The following is a 17,485-nucleotide window of genomic DNA, read 5'->3' as shown; positions in this document are numbered from 1 at the left end:
GCATTCTCCTGATCGGAACAGATCGATAGGAGTCTTGCGATGAATGTCGGCTGAATGGCGAACTGCCGTAGGGTGGGCAAAGCGCAGCGTACCCACCACCTCGCGCCGACGTGAGCGGATCGTGGGCACGCTTCGCCTTGCCCACCCTACGAGAGCAGCGTGTGTTGCGGGATCATCGCCTGGAGAAACGGCGCTCGCGGGCCTTGTAGAGATGATCGCTGATCAGCCGCCGGAGCGCATCGGCGTCGTCGAACTCCAGCGTCACCTTGAACGGCGCAATTCCTTCCACGTAGGGCAACATCCCATCGCCACCGTGGATTCGGGCAAGGTCCTTCTCCGTCGTCACCAGCGTCAGCCCGTCGCGCCTGGCGTCGTCCCAGAGAACCTCGATGTCGCGCTCGGAATACGGGTAGTGGTCGGCAAAGGCGCGGCTCGTGACGACATCGACGCCGCTCGCCCGCAATGTCCTGAAGAAGCGCTCGGGATCGCCGATGCCGGCGAAGGCGAAAACCCGCTTGCCGAACAGCTGCGCCAGCGAGGCCGCATCCGGCTTCAACCGCGCGCGCAGCGCGGGCTTGTTGCGCCTGGCGAGCTCGGCCGCAACGCCGTCCGCGGCGTGGCCGTCGCCGATGACGACCAGCGCGTCGGTGCGCGCGAGCTGCGGCTTCAGCGGCGCGCGCAGTGGACCGGCCGGAAACACCTTGCCGTTGCCGAGGCCGCGCTCGCTGTCGATCACGATCAGCGAGGCATCCTTGAGCAGCTTCGGGTTCTGAAAGCCGTCGTCCATCAGGACCACGGTCGCGCCTTGCGATTTCGCCAGCGCGACGCCTTCGAGGCGGTCGCGCGCGACGCTGACAGGGACGTCGCGCGACATCATCAGCGGCTCGTCGCCGACGTCGGAAGCATCGTGCCGCTCGCGGTCGACCATGACAGGGCCCTTCAGGCTCCCGCCATAGCCGCGGCTCAGCACCACCGGCGTCTCGCCGAGCTCGCGGAGCAGCTTCGTCAAGGCGAGAACGGTCGGCGTCTTGCCGGCCCCGCCGACATGGTAATTGCCGACGCAGATCACGGGGATGCCGGCGTCGAAGCCCTTGCGCAGCATGCGCCGTTCGGCGATCGCGCCGTAGAGTGCACCCAGCGGTCGTAACGCGTGCGACTTGAAGGAACGTGGCCGGTACCAGAAGGCCGGCTCACGCATTGGCGGCTCCCATCTCGATCCGCAATTGCAGCAGATAAGGCTCGAGCGCGGTCATGGTGCGATTGAGCGCGCCACCGAGATCCTCGACCACGCCGTGACCTGCGCGCTGCATCTTGTCGCGCACGGTGGGATCGGCCAGCAGCTGGCCGAGCTGCTTGACCAGAAGCTCCTGCGTGTCGGCCTGGCGCGCGCCGCCGCTTGCATCGAGCGCCTCGTAGACGTCGGCGAAGTTGAAGACGTGCGGACCGTGGACGATGGCGGCCCCCAGCTTGATCGCCTCGATCGGGTTCTGCCCGCCGTGGCGGATCAGCGATCCGCCCATGAACACGATCGGCGACAGGCGGTAGAACAGGCCGAGCTCGCCCATGGTGTCGGCGACGTAGATATCGGTCGCGGCCGTCGGCAATTCCTCGCGCGAGCGCAAGGCGGGCTTCAGGCCGGACGCCGTGATCAGGCCCGCGATCGACGAGCCGCGATCGGGATGCCGCGGCACGATCACGGTGAGGAGTTGCGGGAAGAAGCCGACGAGGTTGCGATGCGCGGCGACCAGCATCTCGTCCTCGCCCGGATGGGTCGAGGCGGCGACGATGATCGGCCGTCCGCGCGTCATCGCCATCAACCGTTCGAGCTTGGCGGGATCGGCCGGCGGCGCCGGCACGTCGAGCTTGAGATTGCCTGTCGTGACGACGTCGCGGCCGCCGAGCGCGGAGAAGCGCTCCGCATCGGTCTTCGACTGCGCGAGGCAGATGTCGAAGCGCGACAGCAGCGCCGAGATGGTGCCGTACATCCGGCGCCAGCGCGGGAAGGAGCGCGGCGACATCCGCCCGTTGATCAGCACCATCGGCACGCGGCGCGCAGCGCCCGCCAGGATCAGGTTCGGCCACAAATCGGATTCGATGAACAGCGCCAGCGACGGCTGCCAATGGTCGAGGAAGCGCGCGACGTAGCGCGGGGAATCATACGGCACGTATTGATGGATGACGTCGGGCGGGAAGCGCTTGGCGACGACGGCGGCCGAGGTGACCGTGCCCGAGGTGAGCAGGATGCGCAGGTTCAGATCGCGCAGGCGCTCGATCAGGGCGGCCGCGGCCAGCACCTCGCCGACGCTGGCGCCGTGGATCCAGACCAGCGGGCCGTGCGGTCGCACGTCGCGGGACAGGCCGCGCCGCTCGCCGACGCGCGCGGGGTCTTCCTTGCCCTGCTTCAGCCGCCGCTTGATCAGCGCAGGCGCAATCGGCACCAGGCCGCTCGCCAGGCGCCGATACATCCGCAGCGTGATCGGCAGCGCGATGGGCAGCGATTTAGGCATCTTCCGGTCCCGGACGGCCGAGCTGCGCATAGGCGCGCCGGGTCGCCTCGTTCAGCGTGTCCTCGAGCTCCTGCCGCAGCGTCTCCATCATGGCGGCGTCGGCGTCCGCGGGAACGTGGATTTCCTTGATGCCGACCAGGGCGCCCCGCCCGAACGGCAGATTGATGGTGGTGCGGTCCCAGTTCTTGAGCCGGATGAAGCGGCTCGTCGCCATCGCGAAAGGCATGATCGGCCGCCCCGATTCCCGTGCCAGCATGATGATGCCGAGCCCGGCCACGCGCGAGCGCTTGGGGACATCGGCTGTCAGCGCGACATTACAACCGTCCTGGAGCGTGCGCACCATCTCCTTGAAGGCGCCCACACCACCTTTGCGGTGGAAGGCGCCGCCATGGTCGCCGGAACCCCTGATGGTGCCGATGCCGAGCCGCTCGGCGGCAATCGCATTGAACTCGCCGTCGCGGTGCCGCGAGATCAGGACCCTGGCCTTGTAGGAGTCCTTGTTCTTGATGAAGGGGGTGAGGAAGTGCTGGCCGTGCCAGAAGGCGAAGATCGCAGGGATCTGCGGCTCGACGATGTCGTAGACGTCGGGCGGATCGAACGTGAACCTGTTGGTCTTCCAGACAAAGCGCAGATATTCGGCCGCCAGGATCCCGACGGCACGCTGAACGAAGCTGCTTCGCAGCGTATTGCGAAGCAGTTTTTTCAACGCGCCGGTTCTTGATTCGGGTCGAGCAGCCGGTGGAGATGGACGATGAAATAGCGCATCTGCGCATTGTCGACCGTGCTCTGCGCCTTGGCGCGCCAGGCGGTGTGCGCCGTCGCATAGTTCGGATAGAGGCCGACGATCTCGACGTCGTCGAGGTTCTTGAAGGTGTTGTGCTCGAGGTCGACGAGCTCGCCACCGATCACGAGGTGAAGCAGTTGCTGCGGGGCGCTATCTGGCATGGGTTCTGTTCCTAATGGGCTGCCCGGCAAAGCAGTGTCCGACAAGCACGACGGCAGCGCTTTAGGCTAAGGGGCGATTTCGAAAATGCGCGACAATGCTCGCATGACGATCGCGTCCCGCTGCCACCAGCACCCCGTGCGTAACTTCCCTGCGGTTATAGAGGATGGGGTCTCCGGAGAGGTCGCTCATCCTACCACCCGCTTCCTGCACGATCAAATCGGCCGCCGCAAGGTCCCAATCATGGCTGTTGCCGCCCGCAAAAGCCGCATCCAGCGCGCCATGGGCGACCCGGCAGAGCCGGAGCGCGAGCGAACCGATTCGCGGGTGCAGCTTGATGTCGCCGCCCGAGGCATTGAGCCGCTCGACCATCGGCTTGGGGCCGGCCATGCGGGAGAAGTCGAGCGCGGTGCCGGAGGTCGCCCGCACGGCCTTGCCGTTCAGCGTCGTGCCCTGCCCCCGGACCGCAAGGAAGAACTCCTCGCAGGTCGGCGCGAACACCGCAGCGAGCACGGGCGTTGCGTCCTCGACCAGCGCGACGCTGACGCACCATTCGTCATGGCCGTTGAGATAGTTGCGCGTGCCGTCGATGGGATCGACCACCCAGGTCAGCCGCCGCGACAGCCGCGTGGAATCGTCGGCGCTCTCCTCCGACAGCCAGCCGTAATCCGGCGTCGCGGCGCGCAGCCGCGCTTCGAGCAGATCGTTGACCGCGATGTCGGCCTCCGACACCGGCGAGGAGGCGCCCTTGATCCACTTCTTCAGCTCGGTGCGGAACATCGAGCGCGCCAGCGCACCCGCCTCCCGCACCGTGTCTTTCAGCAGCGCCGCGTCATGCGCCAGGATCGTGTCGTGCGCGTCAACGTCCGCCAAGCGTCAAGCCCTCGATGCGCACCGTCGGCGCATTGATGCCGTAGCGGAATTCGAGATTGTTGGCCGGCTGCATCGACTTGAAGATCTCGAACAGATGGCCGGCGATCGTGACCTCGCTGACGGGATAGGTGATCTCGCCGTTCTCGATCCAGAAGCCGGAGGCGCCGCGGCTGTAATCGCCGGTGACGCCGTTCACGCCCGAGCCGATCAGGTCGGTGACGTAGAAGCCCTGCTTGATGTCGGCGATCAGCTCGGCCGGCGTCGGCGTGCCGGGTTCGAGATGCAGATTGTACGGGCCCGGCGAGGGCGACGACGAGACGCCGCGATGGGCGTGGCCGGTGGTGGCGAGCCCAAGCTCACGCGCCGTGGCGCAGTCGAGCAGCCAGGTCGTCAGCACGCCCTCGTCGACCAGCGCCATTTTCTTCACCGCAACGCCTTCGGCGTCGAAGGTCTGCGAGCGCAGGCCGCGCTTGCGCAGGGGATCGTCGACGATGCGGATGTTCTTCGCGAACAGCTGCTGGCCGAGCTTGTCCTTGAGGAAGCTGGTCTTGCGCGCGATCGAGGCGCCGTTGATGGCGCCGACGAGATGGCCGACCAGCGAGCCGGCGACGCGCGGATCGAACACCACGGGCACCTTGCAGGTCTCGACCTTGCGCGGATTGTAGCGCGCCACGGTGCGCTCGCCGGCGGAACGGCCGACGGCTTCCGGCGACAGCAAATCGGCGCCATGCGGCGCGGAGGTGAAATCGTAGTCGCGCTCCATGCCGGTGCCTTCGCCCGCGATGGCGGTGGCCGAGATGCCCTGGCTGGAACGAAGATAAGAGCCGTGGAAGCCGGTCGAGGTGACGAGCACCATGCCGCCCATGCCGGCGGAAGCCGATGCGCCGCCCGATTTGGTGACGCCCTTCACCGCGAGCGCGGCGGCCTCGGCCGCGAGCGCGCGGCGTTCGAGCTCAGAGGTCGCGGGCACATCGGGATCGAGCAGATCAAGATCGGGGAAGTCGCGCGCGAGCAGCGCGGGATCGGCGAGGCCGACATATTTGTCCGATGGCGCAACCTTCGCCATCGCCACCGCGCGTTCCGCAAGCTTGGTCACGGCATCGCCGCTGACATCGTTGGTCGAGACCACCGCCTGGCGCTGGCCGACCAGCACGCGCAGGCCGACATCGTCGCCCTCGGAGCGCTCGGATTCCTCGACGCGTCCGTCGCGCACCTCGACCCCTTGGGAGACGCCGCGCACCGCGACCGCATCGGCCGCATCCGCCCCGGCGCGTTTGGCCGCCTCCACCAGGCGCAGTGCGAGATCGGACAGCGCGGACTGATCGAACAGGTCGCGATTGGCCTTGGAAGAATCCTGGGGCGAAAGCGTCGAGCTTGGTGAAGGGTTCACAAACGAAATCCTGTTGGGGCGGGGATCGGGCTCGGAACGGCCGAACCCACCAGATGTGCCCAAATGGTGCGGACTTCAAGCATTATCAGCCTGCAAAAAGCTCAGATTCGCTCCTTGCGCGCAACGTCTCGTCAATCATGCGTGCCAAGGTCTTGTCAATCATGAGCGGCAGTGACGCTGGGTTAACCAGCCTTTTTAAGCGGTTTCGGAACGGGCCGCGCTAAGGTCTCCGCATCGACCGGGAACATAATCCTGGCGGGGAGAACGAAAGCCGTGAGGCGTCAAACAGCAACATGCGGGGTCAACCCCGCCGGGTCGAGCCGCTCCCTGCGGCTCGACCCTCTTTCCCTTCCGGTCCGCTTCGATGCGCACGATCCGCGCGCCGACGGCTACACCAGGCAGATCGAGCTTCATCGCGAACGTGTGGTGCTGCGCCGTGCCGTCCGCGGCATGCAGATGGCGATCAACGTCCGCGTCAGCGACTTCACCGGCGTCGCGCTGCGCGGCAATGACGAGGCGCAGGCGCTCGTCCTCGTCCATCGCGACCCCTCGCTGTCCGTTCCGCTGCTGGTCGGCGCCGAAGCCGACGAGCTCGCGCAGGCCTGGGCGGTCTGGAGCGAGATCTTCGCGCTTCCGCAACTCGACGAAGGCGCGCGCAAGCCCGCAGCCCGCCGCCGCCGCGCCAACGCAATCCGCGCCCGCCGTCCGAAATTCCTGATGCGCCGCCGCGTCGCCATGACGCGCGACCTGTCGGTTCATCGCGAGGAACGCGAGATCATCGCGCGGAATTGAGCGGCAATCATATTGCCGCAGGGTAGGCAAAGCGAAGCGAGCCCACCTCCTCCACCGAATTCAGAGAGCTACGCCGCCCGCATCACCGCGTCGGCGAGCAATCCCGCAAACAGCAGCAGCCCCGCATGCTTGTTCGAGAAGAACAGGCGCTTGCACAGATCCGGATCGTCGATCCTCAAGCGCACGATCTGCGAGGCCAGATGCGCGGCGAAAGCCGCGAGCCCGAGCCAGGCGGGCCAGCGCACATCGCCTGACGCCAGCGCGACGCCGATCAGCACCACTGCAAGCCCATAGAACAGGATCAGCGCCTGGTGCGTGTGCGCGCCGAACAGCCGCGCGGTGGACTTGATGCCGATCAGCGCGTCGTCCTCGGAATCCTGGTGCGCATAGATCGTGTCATAGCCGATCACCCAGGCGATCGAACCGGCATAGAGCACCAGCGCGGTCACATCGATGCGCCCGAAGGTGACGGCAAAGCCCATCAGCGCGCCCCAGGAGAAGGCCAGACCGAGGAAGACCTGCGGCCACCAGGTGACGCGCTTCATGAAGGGATAGATCGCGACGACCACGAGCGAGGCGATGCCGGTCAGGACGGCGAAGCGGTTGAACTGCAGCAGCACGACGAGGCCGACCAGCGCCAGCGCGACCAGGAAGGCCAGCGCCTGCTTCACGGTGATGCGCCCCGACGGCAGCGGTCGCGAGCGGGTGCGCTCGACCTTGGCATCGAGGTCGCGGTCGGTGATGTCGTTCCAGGCGCAGCCTGCTCCGCGCATCGCGAAGGCGCCGATCAGGAACAGGACGATGGTGAGCGGCAGGCGGCGGATGTCATGCGCCATGCCGGCGGCCAATGCCGCCGACCACCAGCACGGCATCAGCAGAAGCCAGGAGCCGATCGGACGATCGAAGCGGGACAGGCGCAGATAGGGACGCGCCCATTCCGGCGCGAGCGTATCGACCCAGTTGCCGGTGGAATCGGCAACGCGGGCGGATGTGTCGCTCATCGGGTCAGGACGTTGCCGTTGAGCGTGTCGAAGGTGCTGCCGCCCTTCTTGCCGGCATTGGCCTCAGGCGCCGAACCCGAACCCAGCACTTCGCTCAGCGACGGGCCGGCGGGACCGCGCGGCTGGTTCTGCATCTGCTGCGCAACGTTGCAGACCTTCGTCGCCATGGCCTCGGTGTTCTTGTGGCCGTCCTTCATCTGCGCGCTGACCTGCGGCGGGATTCCGCATTTGGCCGCATTGGTCTCGACGTATTTGATCATCTTCATTTCAGCTTGGCTGAAATTGCGGATCAGCTTGCAGGCCTCGTCCGGCGGCGCATGGCGATCGCCCGCGGCCTTGATCAGCTTGCCGCGCTTCTCGGCCTCCTCTCGCAGGGGCACGAAGGCCTTCATGCAGTCCTCGCCAGGGGCCTGCGTCGGAGGAGCCGCGCTGAACGCGCCGGCGCCGCCGAGCGGCGCAGCGCCGTTGACGGGAAAGGAGGAGGATTGCGGAGCCGTGCCGACGGAGGCGGTCGGCGCCGATCCGTTCACCGGCGGAAACGCCGAACTGGTCGCGGCCTGGCCGGGCAGCGGCGCCGGGAAGGCGCTTTGCGCATGGGCGCCGGCAGCACCCATGGCGACCACGGCGGCAGTGAGCGGAACCATCAGATGACGGATCATGAAAGCAGTTTCTCCGGCAGGAGCTTACGGGGTTCGGCGTCTTCCCAATTGAAGCGCAACCAGCGTGTTCGCGGTTTTACGATTCCCGCCGGCGCTTAACAACCCGTCGAATAGGGCAAGAGCGCGGCGCGCCGACGCACCGGTCGGGCAATATTTACCCCCGAAACGGCGTCTTTCGGTTAATAACGGCGCCAAATTGGACCTTTGGACGATGCCCTCCCACGATTTTCGCGCCCCCCGCCTGTTCGTCGATGCCCCCCTGGCCCAGGACGCCCGGGTGCTGCTCGACCGCGACCAGAGCAATTATCTCGGCAATGTGCTGCGACTCGCCGCCGGAGCCGAGGTCTTGGCCTTCAACGGCCGCGATGGCGAGTGGCAGGCCGCGATCGAGGGCCGCAAGCGGCCGGACGGCCTCGTCATCCTGCAGCAGACCCGGCCCCAGGACCAATTGGCCGACCTCACCTACGTCTTCGCCCCGCTCAAGCATGCCCGGCTCGACTACATGGTCCAGAAGGCCATCGAGATGGGGGCCGCCAGCCTGCAGCCGGTCCTGACCCGGTTCACCCAGGCCTCCCGGGTCAATACCGAGCGGATGCGTGCCAATGTGGTCGAGGCGGCCGAGCAGTGCGGCATCCTCAGCATCGCCGGCGTCGCCGAACCGCTGCCGCTGGACCGGTTCCTGAGCCAGCGCGCCACGGACAGGCTGCTCATCTTCTGCGACGAGGCGGCGGAGGTGCAAAACCCCATTCAGAGCCTGCAGGACGCCCGAAAAGCCGGCCATGACCAGGGCAGATTTGGTATCGACGTGCTGATCGGCCCCGAAGGCGGCTTTGCCGAAGAGGAACGGGCCCTGCTGCTGCGGCAGCCCAACATCCTGCGGCTGGCGCTCGGCCCCCGCATCATGCGCGCCGATACCGCCGCCGTCGCCGCGCTGGCACTGGTGCAGGCCGTGCTGGGCGATTGGGGCGGCAAAACCGGGTAGCTTTGCAGGGAGATCGCATTCGCGAACGCAGGAAGTCGTCATGCCCGGGCATAGCCGTCCGAAGGACGGCGTCGCTTCCGCTCGCCTATGTCCCGGGCATCCACGCCCTTTCCGCTGGTGGGCAAGACGTGGATGGCCGGGACAAGCCCGGCCATGACGTTGAGGTGAGGAATTGCCCGACCGTTAAGCGATTGATCCTTTGGAGGTCGAAACCGCTTCCGGGCCATGCTAAGGGCTGCGCCAATTCGCCTCCCCTGCCCCTGCCCGGTTCCGCCGGGACGATGGACCCCTGAGATGACCGCGACTGCCACCTCAAATGCTGCCGGCTCCGCCGCCTGGGCGGATACGCTGCTCTTGTCGTTCGCGCAGGCCGGCTACGTCAGGGCCGAGCCCGCCATCCTGCAGCCGGCCGAGCCGTTCCTCGACCTCTCCGGCGAGGACATCCGCAAGAGCCTCTATTTGACCACGGACCTCACGGGCGAGGAGCTGTGCCTGCGCCCGGACCTGACCATTCCGGTGGCGCGCGACTATCTCGCATCCCGCCAGGCCGGCCAGCCGGCCGGGTTCAGCTATCTGGGTCCGGTGTTCCGATACCGTAGCGGGCAGGCCAGCGAATTCCTGCAGGCCGGCATAGAATCATTCGGCCGCCAGGACCGCGCCGCAGCCGACGCCGAGATGCTGGCGCTGGCGCTGGAGGCGACGGCCGCGTTCGGGGTGCGCGACGTCGAGATCCGCACCGGCGACGTCGCGCTGTTCAACGCGCTGCTCGACGCGCTCAATCTCTACCCGGTCTGGCGCCGCCGCCTGGTCAAGGATTTCAACCGCAAGATCAGCCTCGAGCAGGACCTGGAGCGGCTGGCGGCCGCGACCACCGCGACGCGCAGCGAATATGAGGGCGTGCTGGCGGCGCTGGCCGGCTCCGACCGCAAGGCGGCGCTCGCCTTCGTCACCGACCTGATGTCGATCGCCGGCACCACCAATGTCGGCGGACGCACCACGGCCGAGATCGCCGACCGCTTCCTCGAGCAGTCGACGCTCAAGGGCGGCGCGCTGCCGCGCGAGGCGATCGCCGTGCTCAAGCGCTTCCTCGGCATCTCCGGCAATCCCGACGACGCCGTCGCCGAGCTGCGCGCCCTCACGCGCGATGCGAAGCTCGACCTCGCCGCCGCGATCGACCAGTTCGAGAGCCGGGTCGGCTTCATGGCCGCGCGCGGCATCGACGTGAAGCAGACGCGCTTCTCGACCGCGTTCGGGCGCGGCCTCGACTATTACACCGGCTTCGAATTCGAGGTTCATCACAGGGGCAACGGCGCCGAGCCGCTGGTCGCCGGCGGCCGCTATGACGGGCTGATGACCCAGCTTGGCTCAGCCGAGCCGATCCCCGCGGTTGGTTTCTCGGTCTGGGTGGACGCGCTGAACCGCATCGGCCGCAAGGTGGGAGCGTAAGATCATGAGCGCGCCATTCGTTCTGGCCGTTCCCTCCAAGGGCCGCCTGCAGGAAAACGCCGAAGCCTTCTTCGCTCGCGCGGGCCTCAAGCTGTCGAAAGCCGGCGGCGCCCGCGACTACCGCGGCACCATCGCAGGGCTCGACAATGTCGAGGTCGCCTATCTCTCGGCGAGCGAGATCGCCGCGCAGCTGTCGCGCGGCTTCGCGCATCTCGGCGTCACCGGCGAAGACCTGGTGCGCGAGAACATTCCGGACCCAGACAAGCGCGTGTCGCTGATCGACGGGCTCGGCTTCGGCTATGCCGACGTCGTCGTCGCGGTGCCGCAGGCCTGGATCGACGTCCGCACCATGGCTGATCTCGACGACGTCACCACCGGCTTCCGCGAGCAGCATCACATGCGGATGCGGGTCGCGACCAAGTTCGTCAACCTCACCCGCGCGTTCTTCCAGACCCACGGCATCACCGATTACCGCATCGTCGAAAGCGCCGGCGCGACCGAAGGCGCGCCTGCCGCCGGGAGCGCCGAGCTGATCGTCGACATCACCACCACCGGTGCGACGCTCGCGGCCAACGGCCTGCGGGTGCTCGACGACGGCGTGATCCTGCGCAGCCAGGCCAATCTGGTCGCCTCCCGGGACGCCGACTGGTCGCCGCACGCGCGCGAGACCGCGCGCGTCATCCTCGATCACATCGCGGCAAGGGCGCGGGCCAACAAATACCGCGAGGTCCGCACCCGCTTCGGACAGTGCGATGCCGCCCTGCTCGGCGAGGCCCATAGCCGGTTCGGCGTCGTGGCCCCGTTCGGCGGGCCGACCTCGTCGGGCATGCTCACGCTGCACTGCCCACCGGGGCAGCTCTATGCGCTGGCGAGCTTCCTGCGCGAGCATGGCGCCGAGACCGTCTCGGTGGTCTCGCTCGACTACGTGTTCGACCGGGAGAACCCGCTGTTCGCCAAGCTCGAGGCGTTCCTGCGGCGGTGAGGCCAAAGTATATTGAGCGGCTTCGTTCAGCGTAGCGACAGCAAACGGCAGCTACCATATGCTGTTGAATGACCTTGCAAGACTTGAACGCCTCTGGAACCTTGATCGATGACGACGCTGGGCTCTGACGTCTCCGGCCTGACGACCACCGCAGCCACCGCCGCGGCGAAGGGACTGTCGATTGTCGTCCCCGTCTACAACGAGGCGGCGGGCCTCGCCGCCCTGCATCAACGCATCTGCGATCTCGCGAAGACCGTGCGGGAGCGCTATCGGCTCGCTTGCGAGGTCGTCTATGTCGACGACGGCAGCAAGGACGCGACGCTGTCGATCGCCCGGTCGCTGCCGGCCGATGCGATCGACGTCCAGGTAGTCTCGCTGTCGCGCAATTTCGGCAAGGAGGCGGCGCTGATGGCCGGCCTCGACCATGCCCGGCTCGGCGCCGTCATGTTCATGGACGGCGACGGCCAGCATCCGCCCGCGCTGATCGAGCAGCTGGTGCGACACTGGATCGATGACGGCTATGACGTCGTCTATACCGCCAAGGCGCATCGCGACAACGAGAGCTTCCTGCGCCGGATCTCCGTGCACGGCTTCTACGCGCTGATCAACTGGGGCGCCCGCCAGAAGATTCCGGAAGACGCCGGCGACTTCCGCCTGCTGTCGCCGCGCGCGGTCTCGGCGCTTCGGCAGTTGCCGGAGCGCAACCGCTTCTTCAAGGGCCTCGCCAGCTGGATCGGCTTCCGCCAGATCCGCGTCGACTACGAACCCGCGGCGCGCGCCCATGGCGTCACCACCTTCAACGCTGCAAGTCTGCTCGGTCTCTCGATCGAAGGCCTGACCTCGTTCTCGGTGGCGCCCTTGCGCTTCGCCAGCTTGCTCGGCGTCATCCTCGCCGGGGGCGCCTTCCTGTTCGGCCTTTCCATCCTCTGGGAGGTGTTCACGACCGGCAAGCAGGTGCCCGGCTATCCCTCGCTCGTGATCGGCCTGATGACGATCGGCGGCGTGCAGCTCATCATGATCGGCATCGTCGGCGAGTATATCGGCAAGATCCTCTCCGAGCTGAAGGCGCGCCCGATCTACTTCGTCGCCGAGCACAGCGAGAAGCATTTCGAGGCCGGCAAGGCCCAGGATGCTTCAAGCAAGGACGCTTCAAGCCAGGACGCCTCGAGCAGGACGGCGGCTGAATGAGCAGCGCCGCGAGCCCGCGGCGGATCTGGCTCTGCGCCGACGATTACGGCATCAGCCCGGGCGTCAACCGCGCCATCCGCGATCTCATCGAACGCGGCCGTCTCAACGCCACCTCGGTGATGATGGTCGGCCCCGCGATCGAGCGCAGCGAGGCCGAGGCGCTTTCCGCCGTGGCGAAAGCGAGCCCGCGCTGCGCCATCGGATTGCATGTCACGCTGTCGGCGCCGTTCCGGCCCCTCACCATGCATTTCCGCCCCCTCGATGGCGACATGTTCCTGCCGTTTCCGAAGCTGCTGCGCGCTGGCCTTGCGCGACGGCTCGACCGCGAATTCTTCCGCAATGAAGTGAAGGCGCAGCTCGCGGCGTTCGTGGACGCTTTCGGCCGCACGCCTGACTTCGTCGACGGCCATCAGCATGTGCAGCTCTACCCGCAGGTGCGCGACGGCTTTGTCGACGCGGTCGTTGAGGGCGCGCCACAGGCCTGGGTGCGCCAGGGCGGCCGAAACCTGCCGCTGGCGCAGCGGCTGGCCTCGCCCAAGGCCATGGTGCTCGACATCCTCAGCGCGCAATTCCGCCGCCGCGCGGGCGGCGCCGGCCTCGGCTTCAATCCCGGCTTTGCCGGCGCCTATGATTTCACGCGCGACGCCGATTTCGGCACGCTGATGCGGCAATTCCTGGAGGGCCTGCCGGATAGCGGCCTCGTGATGTGCCATCCCGGCTTCGTCGACGACATCCTCACCGGCCTCGATCCGATGACCGATGTCCGGGAGCGCGAACATGCGTATTTGAAAAGCGATGCGTTCGCGCGCCTGCTGGCGGACAGCAACGTGACACTGGGATGAAACCCGGGACAAGCCGGCTTCGAGGCAGCTTGTCGCATACCGAAATTTAATCCGGCCGGCACTGTTGGGGCCACAATGGAACCCTACATCTCCAGCGCGCTTGGTTTTGCGCGAAGGAGACAGATCATGACGCCGCAGGAACGCCAGCTCGTCGACGACCTTTTCGACCGGCTTTCAAAGCTGGAAAACGCACCGCGCGATCCTGATGCGATCGCCGCGATTTCCGATGGTTTGCGCAAAGCTCCCGGCGCCGTCTACGCGCTGGTCCAGACCACCCTGTTGCAGGACGAAGCGCTGAAACGCGCCCATAACCGCATCCAGGAGCTGGAATCGGCCAATGCACCCGAGCCGGCGCAGTCCGGCGGCTTCCTCGACACGATGCGCGACACCCTGTTCGGCGGCAGCCCCTCGCGCGGCTCGGTTCCGAACGTACCGCAGCGTGAGCAGCGGCCGGTCTGGAACACCGGCCAGGCCATGCCTCCGCCTCCTCCGCAGCCGGGCTACGGCCAGCCGCCTTACGGGCAGGCTTATGGGCAGCAAGGTCCGGGTCAGGGTTATGGCGCCCCGCCGGTCGGCGGCGGTGGCGGCGGCTCGTTCCTCGGCACGGCGGCCGCGGCTGCGGCCGGCGTGGTCGGCGGCTCGCTGCTGCTCTCGAGCATCCGCGGCATGATGGGCGGTTCGCACCAGCAGGCCTTTGGCGACACAACGATCATCGAGGAACGCGGTGGCGGCAGCCCGTGGAGTGGCGGCGACCAGTCCGGCGGCTCGCTGGCGCGCGATGCCGGCCTCAACGACATCGGCTCGAACCGCGACTCCCGCCAGGGCTTCTTCGACCAGGCCTCGAACGATCGCGACAACAACGACCAGAACTACGGCGACGATCGCGACAACGACAACATGGACATGGCCGACGACAGCGATTTCGGCAATGACGACGGCGGCAGCGACTACGCGTAAGGCTGCAAGCTGACGCTCCAAACAAGAACGGCCGCCCGGGAGGCGGCCGTTTTCGTTTGAGCTGCTTGGTCCTCTTCCTTCTCCCCTTGCGGGAGAAGGTGGCAAAGGCGGCCTTCGGCCGCCGTTGCGTAGGAACGCCGAAGCAAAGCTTCGGCTATGGCGCCGGATGAGGGGTTGTCTCCGCTCGCCAACCCGTTCGTGAGGAGAGAGACCCCTCACCCGGCTTCGCTTGCAGCGAAGCCGCCCTCTCCCGCAAGGGGAGAGGGTAGGCATCATCACATCACCACGACCTTGGTGCCGACATTGACGCGGCCGTAGAGGTCGATGACGTCCTCGTTGCGCATGCGGATGCAGCCGGAGGAGACGTTGGTGCCGATGGTCCAGGGCTCGTTGGAGCCGTGGATGCGATACAGCGTCGAGCCGAGATACATTGCGCGGGCGCCGAGCGGATTCTCCGGGCCACCCTCCATGTGCCGGGGCAGATCGGGCCGGCGGGCCAGCATTTCGGCAGGCGGCGTCCAGTCCGGCCATTCGCGCTTGGAGGTGATCGACTTCACGCCGGACCAGGTGAAGCCGGGGCGGCCGACGCCGATGCCGTAGCGCATCGCACGGCCGTTGCCCTCGACGAGATAGAGGAACTTGTTCGGCGTATCGACCACGATCGTGCCGGCACTTTCCTTGCCGCTATAGTCAACAACCTGTTTCTCGAACTTGGGATCGAACGGGCGCTGCCGCGGGTCGGTCGGCTCCTGCTGGAGGGCCGCACCCTGATATCCACCCTGCATCTGCGGCTCGCCCATCGGCGGCAGGCGGCGCTGGTCGTAGTAGCCGGGCTGCTGCTGATACACCGGCTGCTCGGGCGCATAGGCCGGACCGCGGCCGGGCCCGTCGCCGAACAGGAACTCGATGAAGCCGCCGCCCATGTTCGCATTGGCGACGCGCACCGGCGCCGGCGGCACGCGCGGCTGGTAGAGCACCGCGGGCGGATCGTTCGGCGGCGTATTGTCGAAGGCCGCGGCGCGATCCGCGCCGGCAATGAAGGTGCAAGCGCTGCCAAGCAGCGCGACAGACATTTTCTTGAACATCGACGTACTCTGTACTGTTTCGTCTAGATCACATGCGTCGTGGCGAGCCGGTGGCTGATCCGCGCTCTTCGACGTGGTCAATAAAAAGCAAAAGCCGTTTTGTTTGGTAAACGAAAGCAGCGTTTCGATTCACCACGTCGCGAGCGGCGCGGCAATTTGGCGATCAGCGTTTATTTTCGATGAACGCCGATCGGGCATGGTTAACCGCTTCTTTGCGCGCCGTCGCGCGCGGCCGCACGACAGTTCCTGCTGTGAACTTCGTGTTAAATCGCTTCTGCCTACAAAGACGCGTGAGTGAGGTGGGGGGAGTTCCTGATGGCTATTCACCGCAAACGTTTTCGTGTCGAGGAGGCTATTGTCGGCGAGATGCCCAGCCCCGAAATGATCGAGGAGGCCGCGCCGATGCATAACGAGATCATGGCGGAGCTGCGCGCGATCCGCGCACAGATGGCGAAGGGCGTCACCGCTGCCCCGCTGTCCGGCAGCGCGGCCATGGCGGCGATCGATGCCTCCACGGCCCATGAGCTTTCCGAAGCGCGCACCATGCTCGAGACCTATCGGGCGCAGATCGAGCAGTGCGAGAAGCTGAAGGTCGAGCTCGACCTCATCCACGACGCCATCGATCGCACCAAGCGCGAAATCGCAACCCTGCACGGCAAGAGCTTCGACGGCGGCGAAATGGCCAAGGTCAATGGCGAGCTCGGCGCGGTCGTCGGCGGCACCGAGCAGGCGACCCAGCAGATCCTCGAAGCGGCCGAGTCGATCGACCAGTCGGCATCGGCGCTCTCCAAGGTCGACTCGGTCGACCAGCAGAAGCGGCTCGCCGACGACATCCAGGAACGCGTCATCTCGATCTTCGAAGCCTGCAACTTCCAGGACCTGACCGGCCAGCGCATCAGCAAGGTCATGACCACGATGAAGTTCATCGAGCAGCACATCAATGCGATGATGGACATCTGGGGCGGCGTCGACGCGATCAAGGCCCATGTGCCGGCGCCGGTCGACCAGCGCAGCGACGACGAAAAGCTCCTCAACGGCCCCAAGCTCGCCGGCGACGTCGGCCACGCCTCGCAGGACGACATCGACGCGCTGTTCGACTGAGCGCGAGATACGGACAAGCAAAACGCCGGCCCTTGGGGCCGGCGTTTTTGTTTTTGGCGTCATCCCCCGCTGTCATCGCCCGGCTTGACCGGGCGATCCAGTATTTCGGAGACAGCAGTGACTGAGCCGAGAAGCCGCGGCGTACCGGATGCCCCGCCTGCGCGGGGCACGACGGAGAACGGTGACTACGCCCTCGGCGCGCAGCGGACGTAGACCATGTTGCCGTAGCGGGTGGCGGCGTCCTTGTCGATGAAGCGGGTGATCAGGACGCGGCCGTCGAAGGAGACGATCTCGCGGTCCTGCTCGCCGGGGGTGGGACCCGCCGGGCCGATATAGTTCTTGCCGCTGGGCGAGCCCTTCAGCCGCAGCTCCTGCGGGGTCGCCTGGTCGGCCAGATGCATGATCACGCCGCCGGAGGAGCCGGCGGTGATCACGTAGGGGTTCTTGCACTGCGCCCTTGCCGCGGCCTCGGTGCGGGCGCGGTCGGCCGGGTTCTGGAACGAGGCGAGACCCCAGCGGCCGACGATCTCGTCGGCGCGGATGGTCGCCGGCATTTCCGGACCGGTGCCGGGCTCCGCCTCGGGCGGCGGGGACGAGGACGAGAACGACGGCAGGCTCATGCCGCCGCCGCAGGCGCCGAGCAGCAGCGCCAGGCAAGAGGCGGCCGCCAGATTGGCAACCGTGCGCGCGTGAGCTGAACTGATCATGGCATTCCCCCGAACAAGACCATGGCCGCA

18 protein-coding genes are annotated in these 17,485 nt (G+C 66.9%); 8 read left to right on the top strand and 10 right to left on the bottom strand.

The features are described from left to right. Window positions 1-172: 172 nt before the first annotated feature. The 6 genes from lpxK to A7X65_RS18515 form a co-directional block, all read right to left on the bottom strand. Window positions 173-1,198 carry a tetraacyldisaccharide 4'-kinase gene (gene lpxK, locus A7X65_RS18540; RefSeq protein WP_063687201.1) on the bottom strand — a complete coding sequence of 342 codons (1,026 nt, stop codon included), beginning with the start codon at window positions 1,196-1,198 and terminating at the stop codon, window positions 173-175. Continuing rightward, on the bottom strand, window positions 1,191-2,537 hold the full coding sequence (locus tag A7X65_RS18535) for a 3-deoxy-D-manno-octulosonic acid transferase (RefSeq protein WP_156527864.1): 1,347 nt from the start codon (window positions 2,535-2,537) through the stop codon (window positions 1,191-1,193). Before A7X65_RS18535 ends, lpxK begins: the two co-directional genes overlap by 8 nt. Beyond that, entirely contained in the window at window positions 2,500-3,213 is a 714-nt protein-coding gene (locus A7X65_RS18530) for a lysophospholipid acyltransferase family protein (RefSeq protein WP_063687199.1), read from the bottom strand. Before A7X65_RS18530 ends, A7X65_RS18535 begins: the two co-directional genes overlap by 38 nt. Then, a complete protein-coding gene (locus tag A7X65_RS18525; RefSeq protein ID WP_063687197.1) occupies window positions 3,210-3,452 on the bottom strand; it encodes a DUF4170 domain-containing protein in 243 nt (80 codons plus the stop codon). The genes A7X65_RS18530 and A7X65_RS18525 overlap by 4 nt, the downstream gene beginning before the upstream one ends. Window positions 3,453-3,513: 61 nt before the next feature. Next, entirely contained in the window at window positions 3,514-4,323 is an 810-nt protein-coding gene (locus tag A7X65_RS18520; RefSeq protein ID WP_063687195.1) for a 3'(2'),5'-bisphosphate nucleotidase CysQ, read from the bottom strand. Next, entirely contained in the window at window positions 4,310-5,713 is a 1,404-nt protein-coding gene (locus tag A7X65_RS18515; RefSeq protein ID WP_063687193.1) for a TldD/PmbA family protein, read from the bottom strand. The genes A7X65_RS18520 and A7X65_RS18515 overlap by 14 nt, the downstream gene beginning before the upstream one ends. 273 nt (window positions 5,714-5,986) lie before the next feature. On the opposite strand from A7X65_RS18515, the gene A7X65_RS18510 reads away from it, so the two are divergent. After that, window positions 5,987-6,505 carry a DUF6101 family protein gene (locus A7X65_RS18510; RefSeq protein WP_063687191.1) on the top strand — a complete coding sequence of 173 codons (519 nt, stop codon included), beginning with the start codon at window positions 5,987-5,989 and terminating at the stop codon, window positions 6,503-6,505. A 68-nt stretch (window positions 6,506-6,573) separates the two neighbouring features. Here A7X65_RS18510 and ubiA read toward each other — a convergent pair whose 3' ends face one another. Then, complete coding sequence (gene ubiA / locus A7X65_RS18505) at window positions 6,574-7,506, bottom strand: 4-hydroxybenzoate octaprenyltransferase (RefSeq protein ID WP_063687190.1); 933 nt, start codon at window positions 7,504-7,506, stop codon at window positions 6,574-6,576. Then, window positions 7,503-8,165 (bottom strand): hypothetical protein, encoded by a 663-nt coding sequence (locus A7X65_RS18500; protein ID WP_063687188.1) that lies wholly within the window; start codon window positions 8,163-8,165, stop codon window positions 7,503-7,505. Before A7X65_RS18500 ends, ubiA begins: the two co-directional genes overlap by 4 nt. Window positions 8,166-8,376: 211 nt before the next feature. Here A7X65_RS18500 and A7X65_RS18495 point away from each other — a divergent pair, with 211 nt between their 5' ends. The 6 genes from A7X65_RS18495 (at window position 8,377) to A7X65_RS18470 (ending at window position 14,562) form a co-directional block, all read left to right on the top strand. Beyond that, the gene (locus tag A7X65_RS18495; protein WP_063687185.1) at window positions 8,377-9,147 is read left to right on the top strand and encodes a 16S rRNA (uracil(1498)-N(3))-methyltransferase; all 771 of its coding nucleotides are present in this window, start codon (window positions 8,377-8,379) and stop codon (window positions 9,145-9,147) included. A 294-nt stretch (window positions 9,148-9,441) separates the two neighbouring features. Beyond that, window positions 9,442-10,593, top strand: coding sequence for an ATP phosphoribosyltransferase regulatory subunit (locus A7X65_RS18490; RefSeq protein ID WP_063687183.1), 1,152 nt, complete (start codon window positions 9,442-9,444; stop codon window positions 10,591-10,593). Between the two features lie 4 nt (window positions 10,594-10,597). Next, window positions 10,598-11,575 carry an ATP phosphoribosyltransferase gene (hisG, locus tag A7X65_RS18485; RefSeq protein ID WP_063687181.1) on the top strand — a complete coding sequence of 326 codons (978 nt, stop codon included), beginning with the start codon at window positions 10,598-10,600 and terminating at the stop codon, window positions 11,573-11,575. A 108-nt stretch (window positions 11,576-11,683) separates the two neighbouring features. Next, window positions 11,684-12,763, top strand: a complete 1,080-nt coding sequence (locus A7X65_RS18480) for a glycosyltransferase family 2 protein (protein ID WP_063687179.1) — start codon at window positions 11,684-11,686, stop codon at window positions 12,761-12,763. Beyond that, complete coding sequence (locus A7X65_RS18475) at window positions 12,760-13,605, top strand: ChbG/HpnK family deacetylase (protein ID WP_063687177.1); 846 nt, start codon at window positions 12,760-12,762, stop codon at window positions 13,603-13,605. The genes A7X65_RS18480 and A7X65_RS18475 overlap by 4 nt, the downstream gene beginning before the upstream one ends. Before the next feature lie 126 nt (window positions 13,606-13,731). Continuing rightward, window positions 13,732-14,562, top strand: a complete 831-nt coding sequence (locus tag A7X65_RS18470; RefSeq protein WP_063687805.1) for a DUF2076 domain-containing protein — start codon at window positions 13,732-13,734, stop codon at window positions 14,560-14,562. Window positions 14,563-14,837: 275 nt separating this feature from the next. On the opposite strand, the gene A7X65_RS18465 is transcribed toward A7X65_RS18470, so the two are convergent. Then, on the bottom strand, window positions 14,838-15,647 hold the full coding sequence (locus A7X65_RS18465; protein ID WP_063687175.1) for a L,D-transpeptidase family protein: 810 nt from the start codon (window positions 15,645-15,647) through the stop codon (window positions 14,838-14,840). A gap of 315 nt (window positions 15,648-15,962) precedes the next feature. Here A7X65_RS18465 and A7X65_RS18460 point away from each other — a divergent pair, with 315 nt between their 5' ends. Then, window positions 15,963-16,748 (top strand): protein phosphatase CheZ, encoded by a 786-nt coding sequence (locus A7X65_RS18460; RefSeq protein WP_063687173.1) that lies wholly within the window; start codon window positions 15,963-15,965, stop codon window positions 16,746-16,748. Between the two features lie 185 nt (window positions 16,749-16,933). Here the strand turns inward: A7X65_RS18460 and A7X65_RS18455 are convergent, their stop codons facing one another. Further along, on the bottom strand, window positions 16,934-17,455 hold the full coding sequence (locus tag A7X65_RS18455) for a hypothetical protein (RefSeq protein WP_063687171.1): 522 nt from the start codon (window positions 17,453-17,455) through the stop codon (window positions 16,934-16,936). Window positions 17,456-17,485 lie beyond the last annotated feature (30 nt).

The organism is Bradyrhizobium stylosanthis, from assembly GCF_001641335.1.
GTDB classification, from domain to species: Bacteria; Pseudomonadota; Alphaproteobacteria; order Rhizobiales; family Xanthobacteraceae; genus Bradyrhizobium; species Bradyrhizobium stylosanthis.
Note: the sequence above shows the minus strand (reverse complement) of the source record. Positions and strands in the feature narration are given on the sequence as shown.

Bases quoted from the DNA above. Each gene is read 5' to 3' on its own strand.
- lpxK (WP_063687201.1), bottom strand. From the start codon at position 1,198: ATGCGTGAGCCGGCCTTCTGGTACCGGCCACGTTCCTTCAAGTCGCAC.
- A7X65_RS18535 (WP_156527864.1), bottom strand. From the start codon at position 2,537: ATGCGCAGCTCGGCCGTCCGGGACCGGAAGATGCCTAAATCGCTGCCC.
- A7X65_RS18525 (WP_063687197.1), bottom strand. From the start codon at position 3,452: ATGCCAGATAGCGCCCCGCAGCAACTGCTTCACCTCGTGATCGGTGGC.
- ubiA (WP_063687190.1), bottom strand. From the start codon at position 7,506: ATGAGCGACACATCCGCCCGCGTTGCCGATTCCACCGGCAACTGGGTC.
- A7X65_RS18500 (WP_063687188.1), bottom strand. From the start codon at position 8,165: ATGATCCGTCATCTGATGGTTCCGCTCACTGCCGCCGTGGTCGCCATG.
- A7X65_RS18495 (WP_063687185.1), top strand. From the start codon at position 8,377: ATGCCCTCCCACGATTTTCGCGCCCCCCGCCTGTTCGTCGATGCCCCC.
- A7X65_RS18490 (WP_063687183.1), top strand. From the start codon at position 9,442: ATGACCGCGACTGCCACCTCAAATGCTGCCGGCTCCGCCGCCTGGGCG.
- hisG (WP_063687181.1), top strand. From the start codon at position 10,598: ATGAGCGCGCCATTCGTTCTGGCCGTTCCCTCCAAGGGCCGCCTGCAG.
- A7X65_RS18480 (WP_063687179.1), top strand. From the start codon at position 11,684: ATGACGACGCTGGGCTCTGACGTCTCCGGCCTGACGACCACCGCAGCC.
- A7X65_RS18475 (WP_063687177.1), top strand. From the start codon at position 12,760: ATGAGCAGCGCCGCGAGCCCGCGGCGGATCTGGCTCTGCGCCGACGAT.
- A7X65_RS18470 (WP_063687805.1), top strand. From the start codon at position 13,732: ATGACGCCGCAGGAACGCCAGCTCGTCGACGACCTTTTCGACCGGCTT.
- A7X65_RS18465 (WP_063687175.1), bottom strand. From the start codon at position 15,647: ATGTTCAAGAAAATGTCTGTCGCGCTGCTTGGCAGCGCTTGCACCTTC.
- A7X65_RS18460 (WP_063687173.1), top strand. From the start codon at position 15,963: ATGGCTATTCACCGCAAACGTTTTCGTGTCGAGGAGGCTATTGTCGGC.
- A7X65_RS18455 (WP_063687171.1), bottom strand. From the start codon at position 17,455: ATGATCAGTTCAGCTCACGCGCGCACGGTTGCCAATCTGGCGGCCGCC.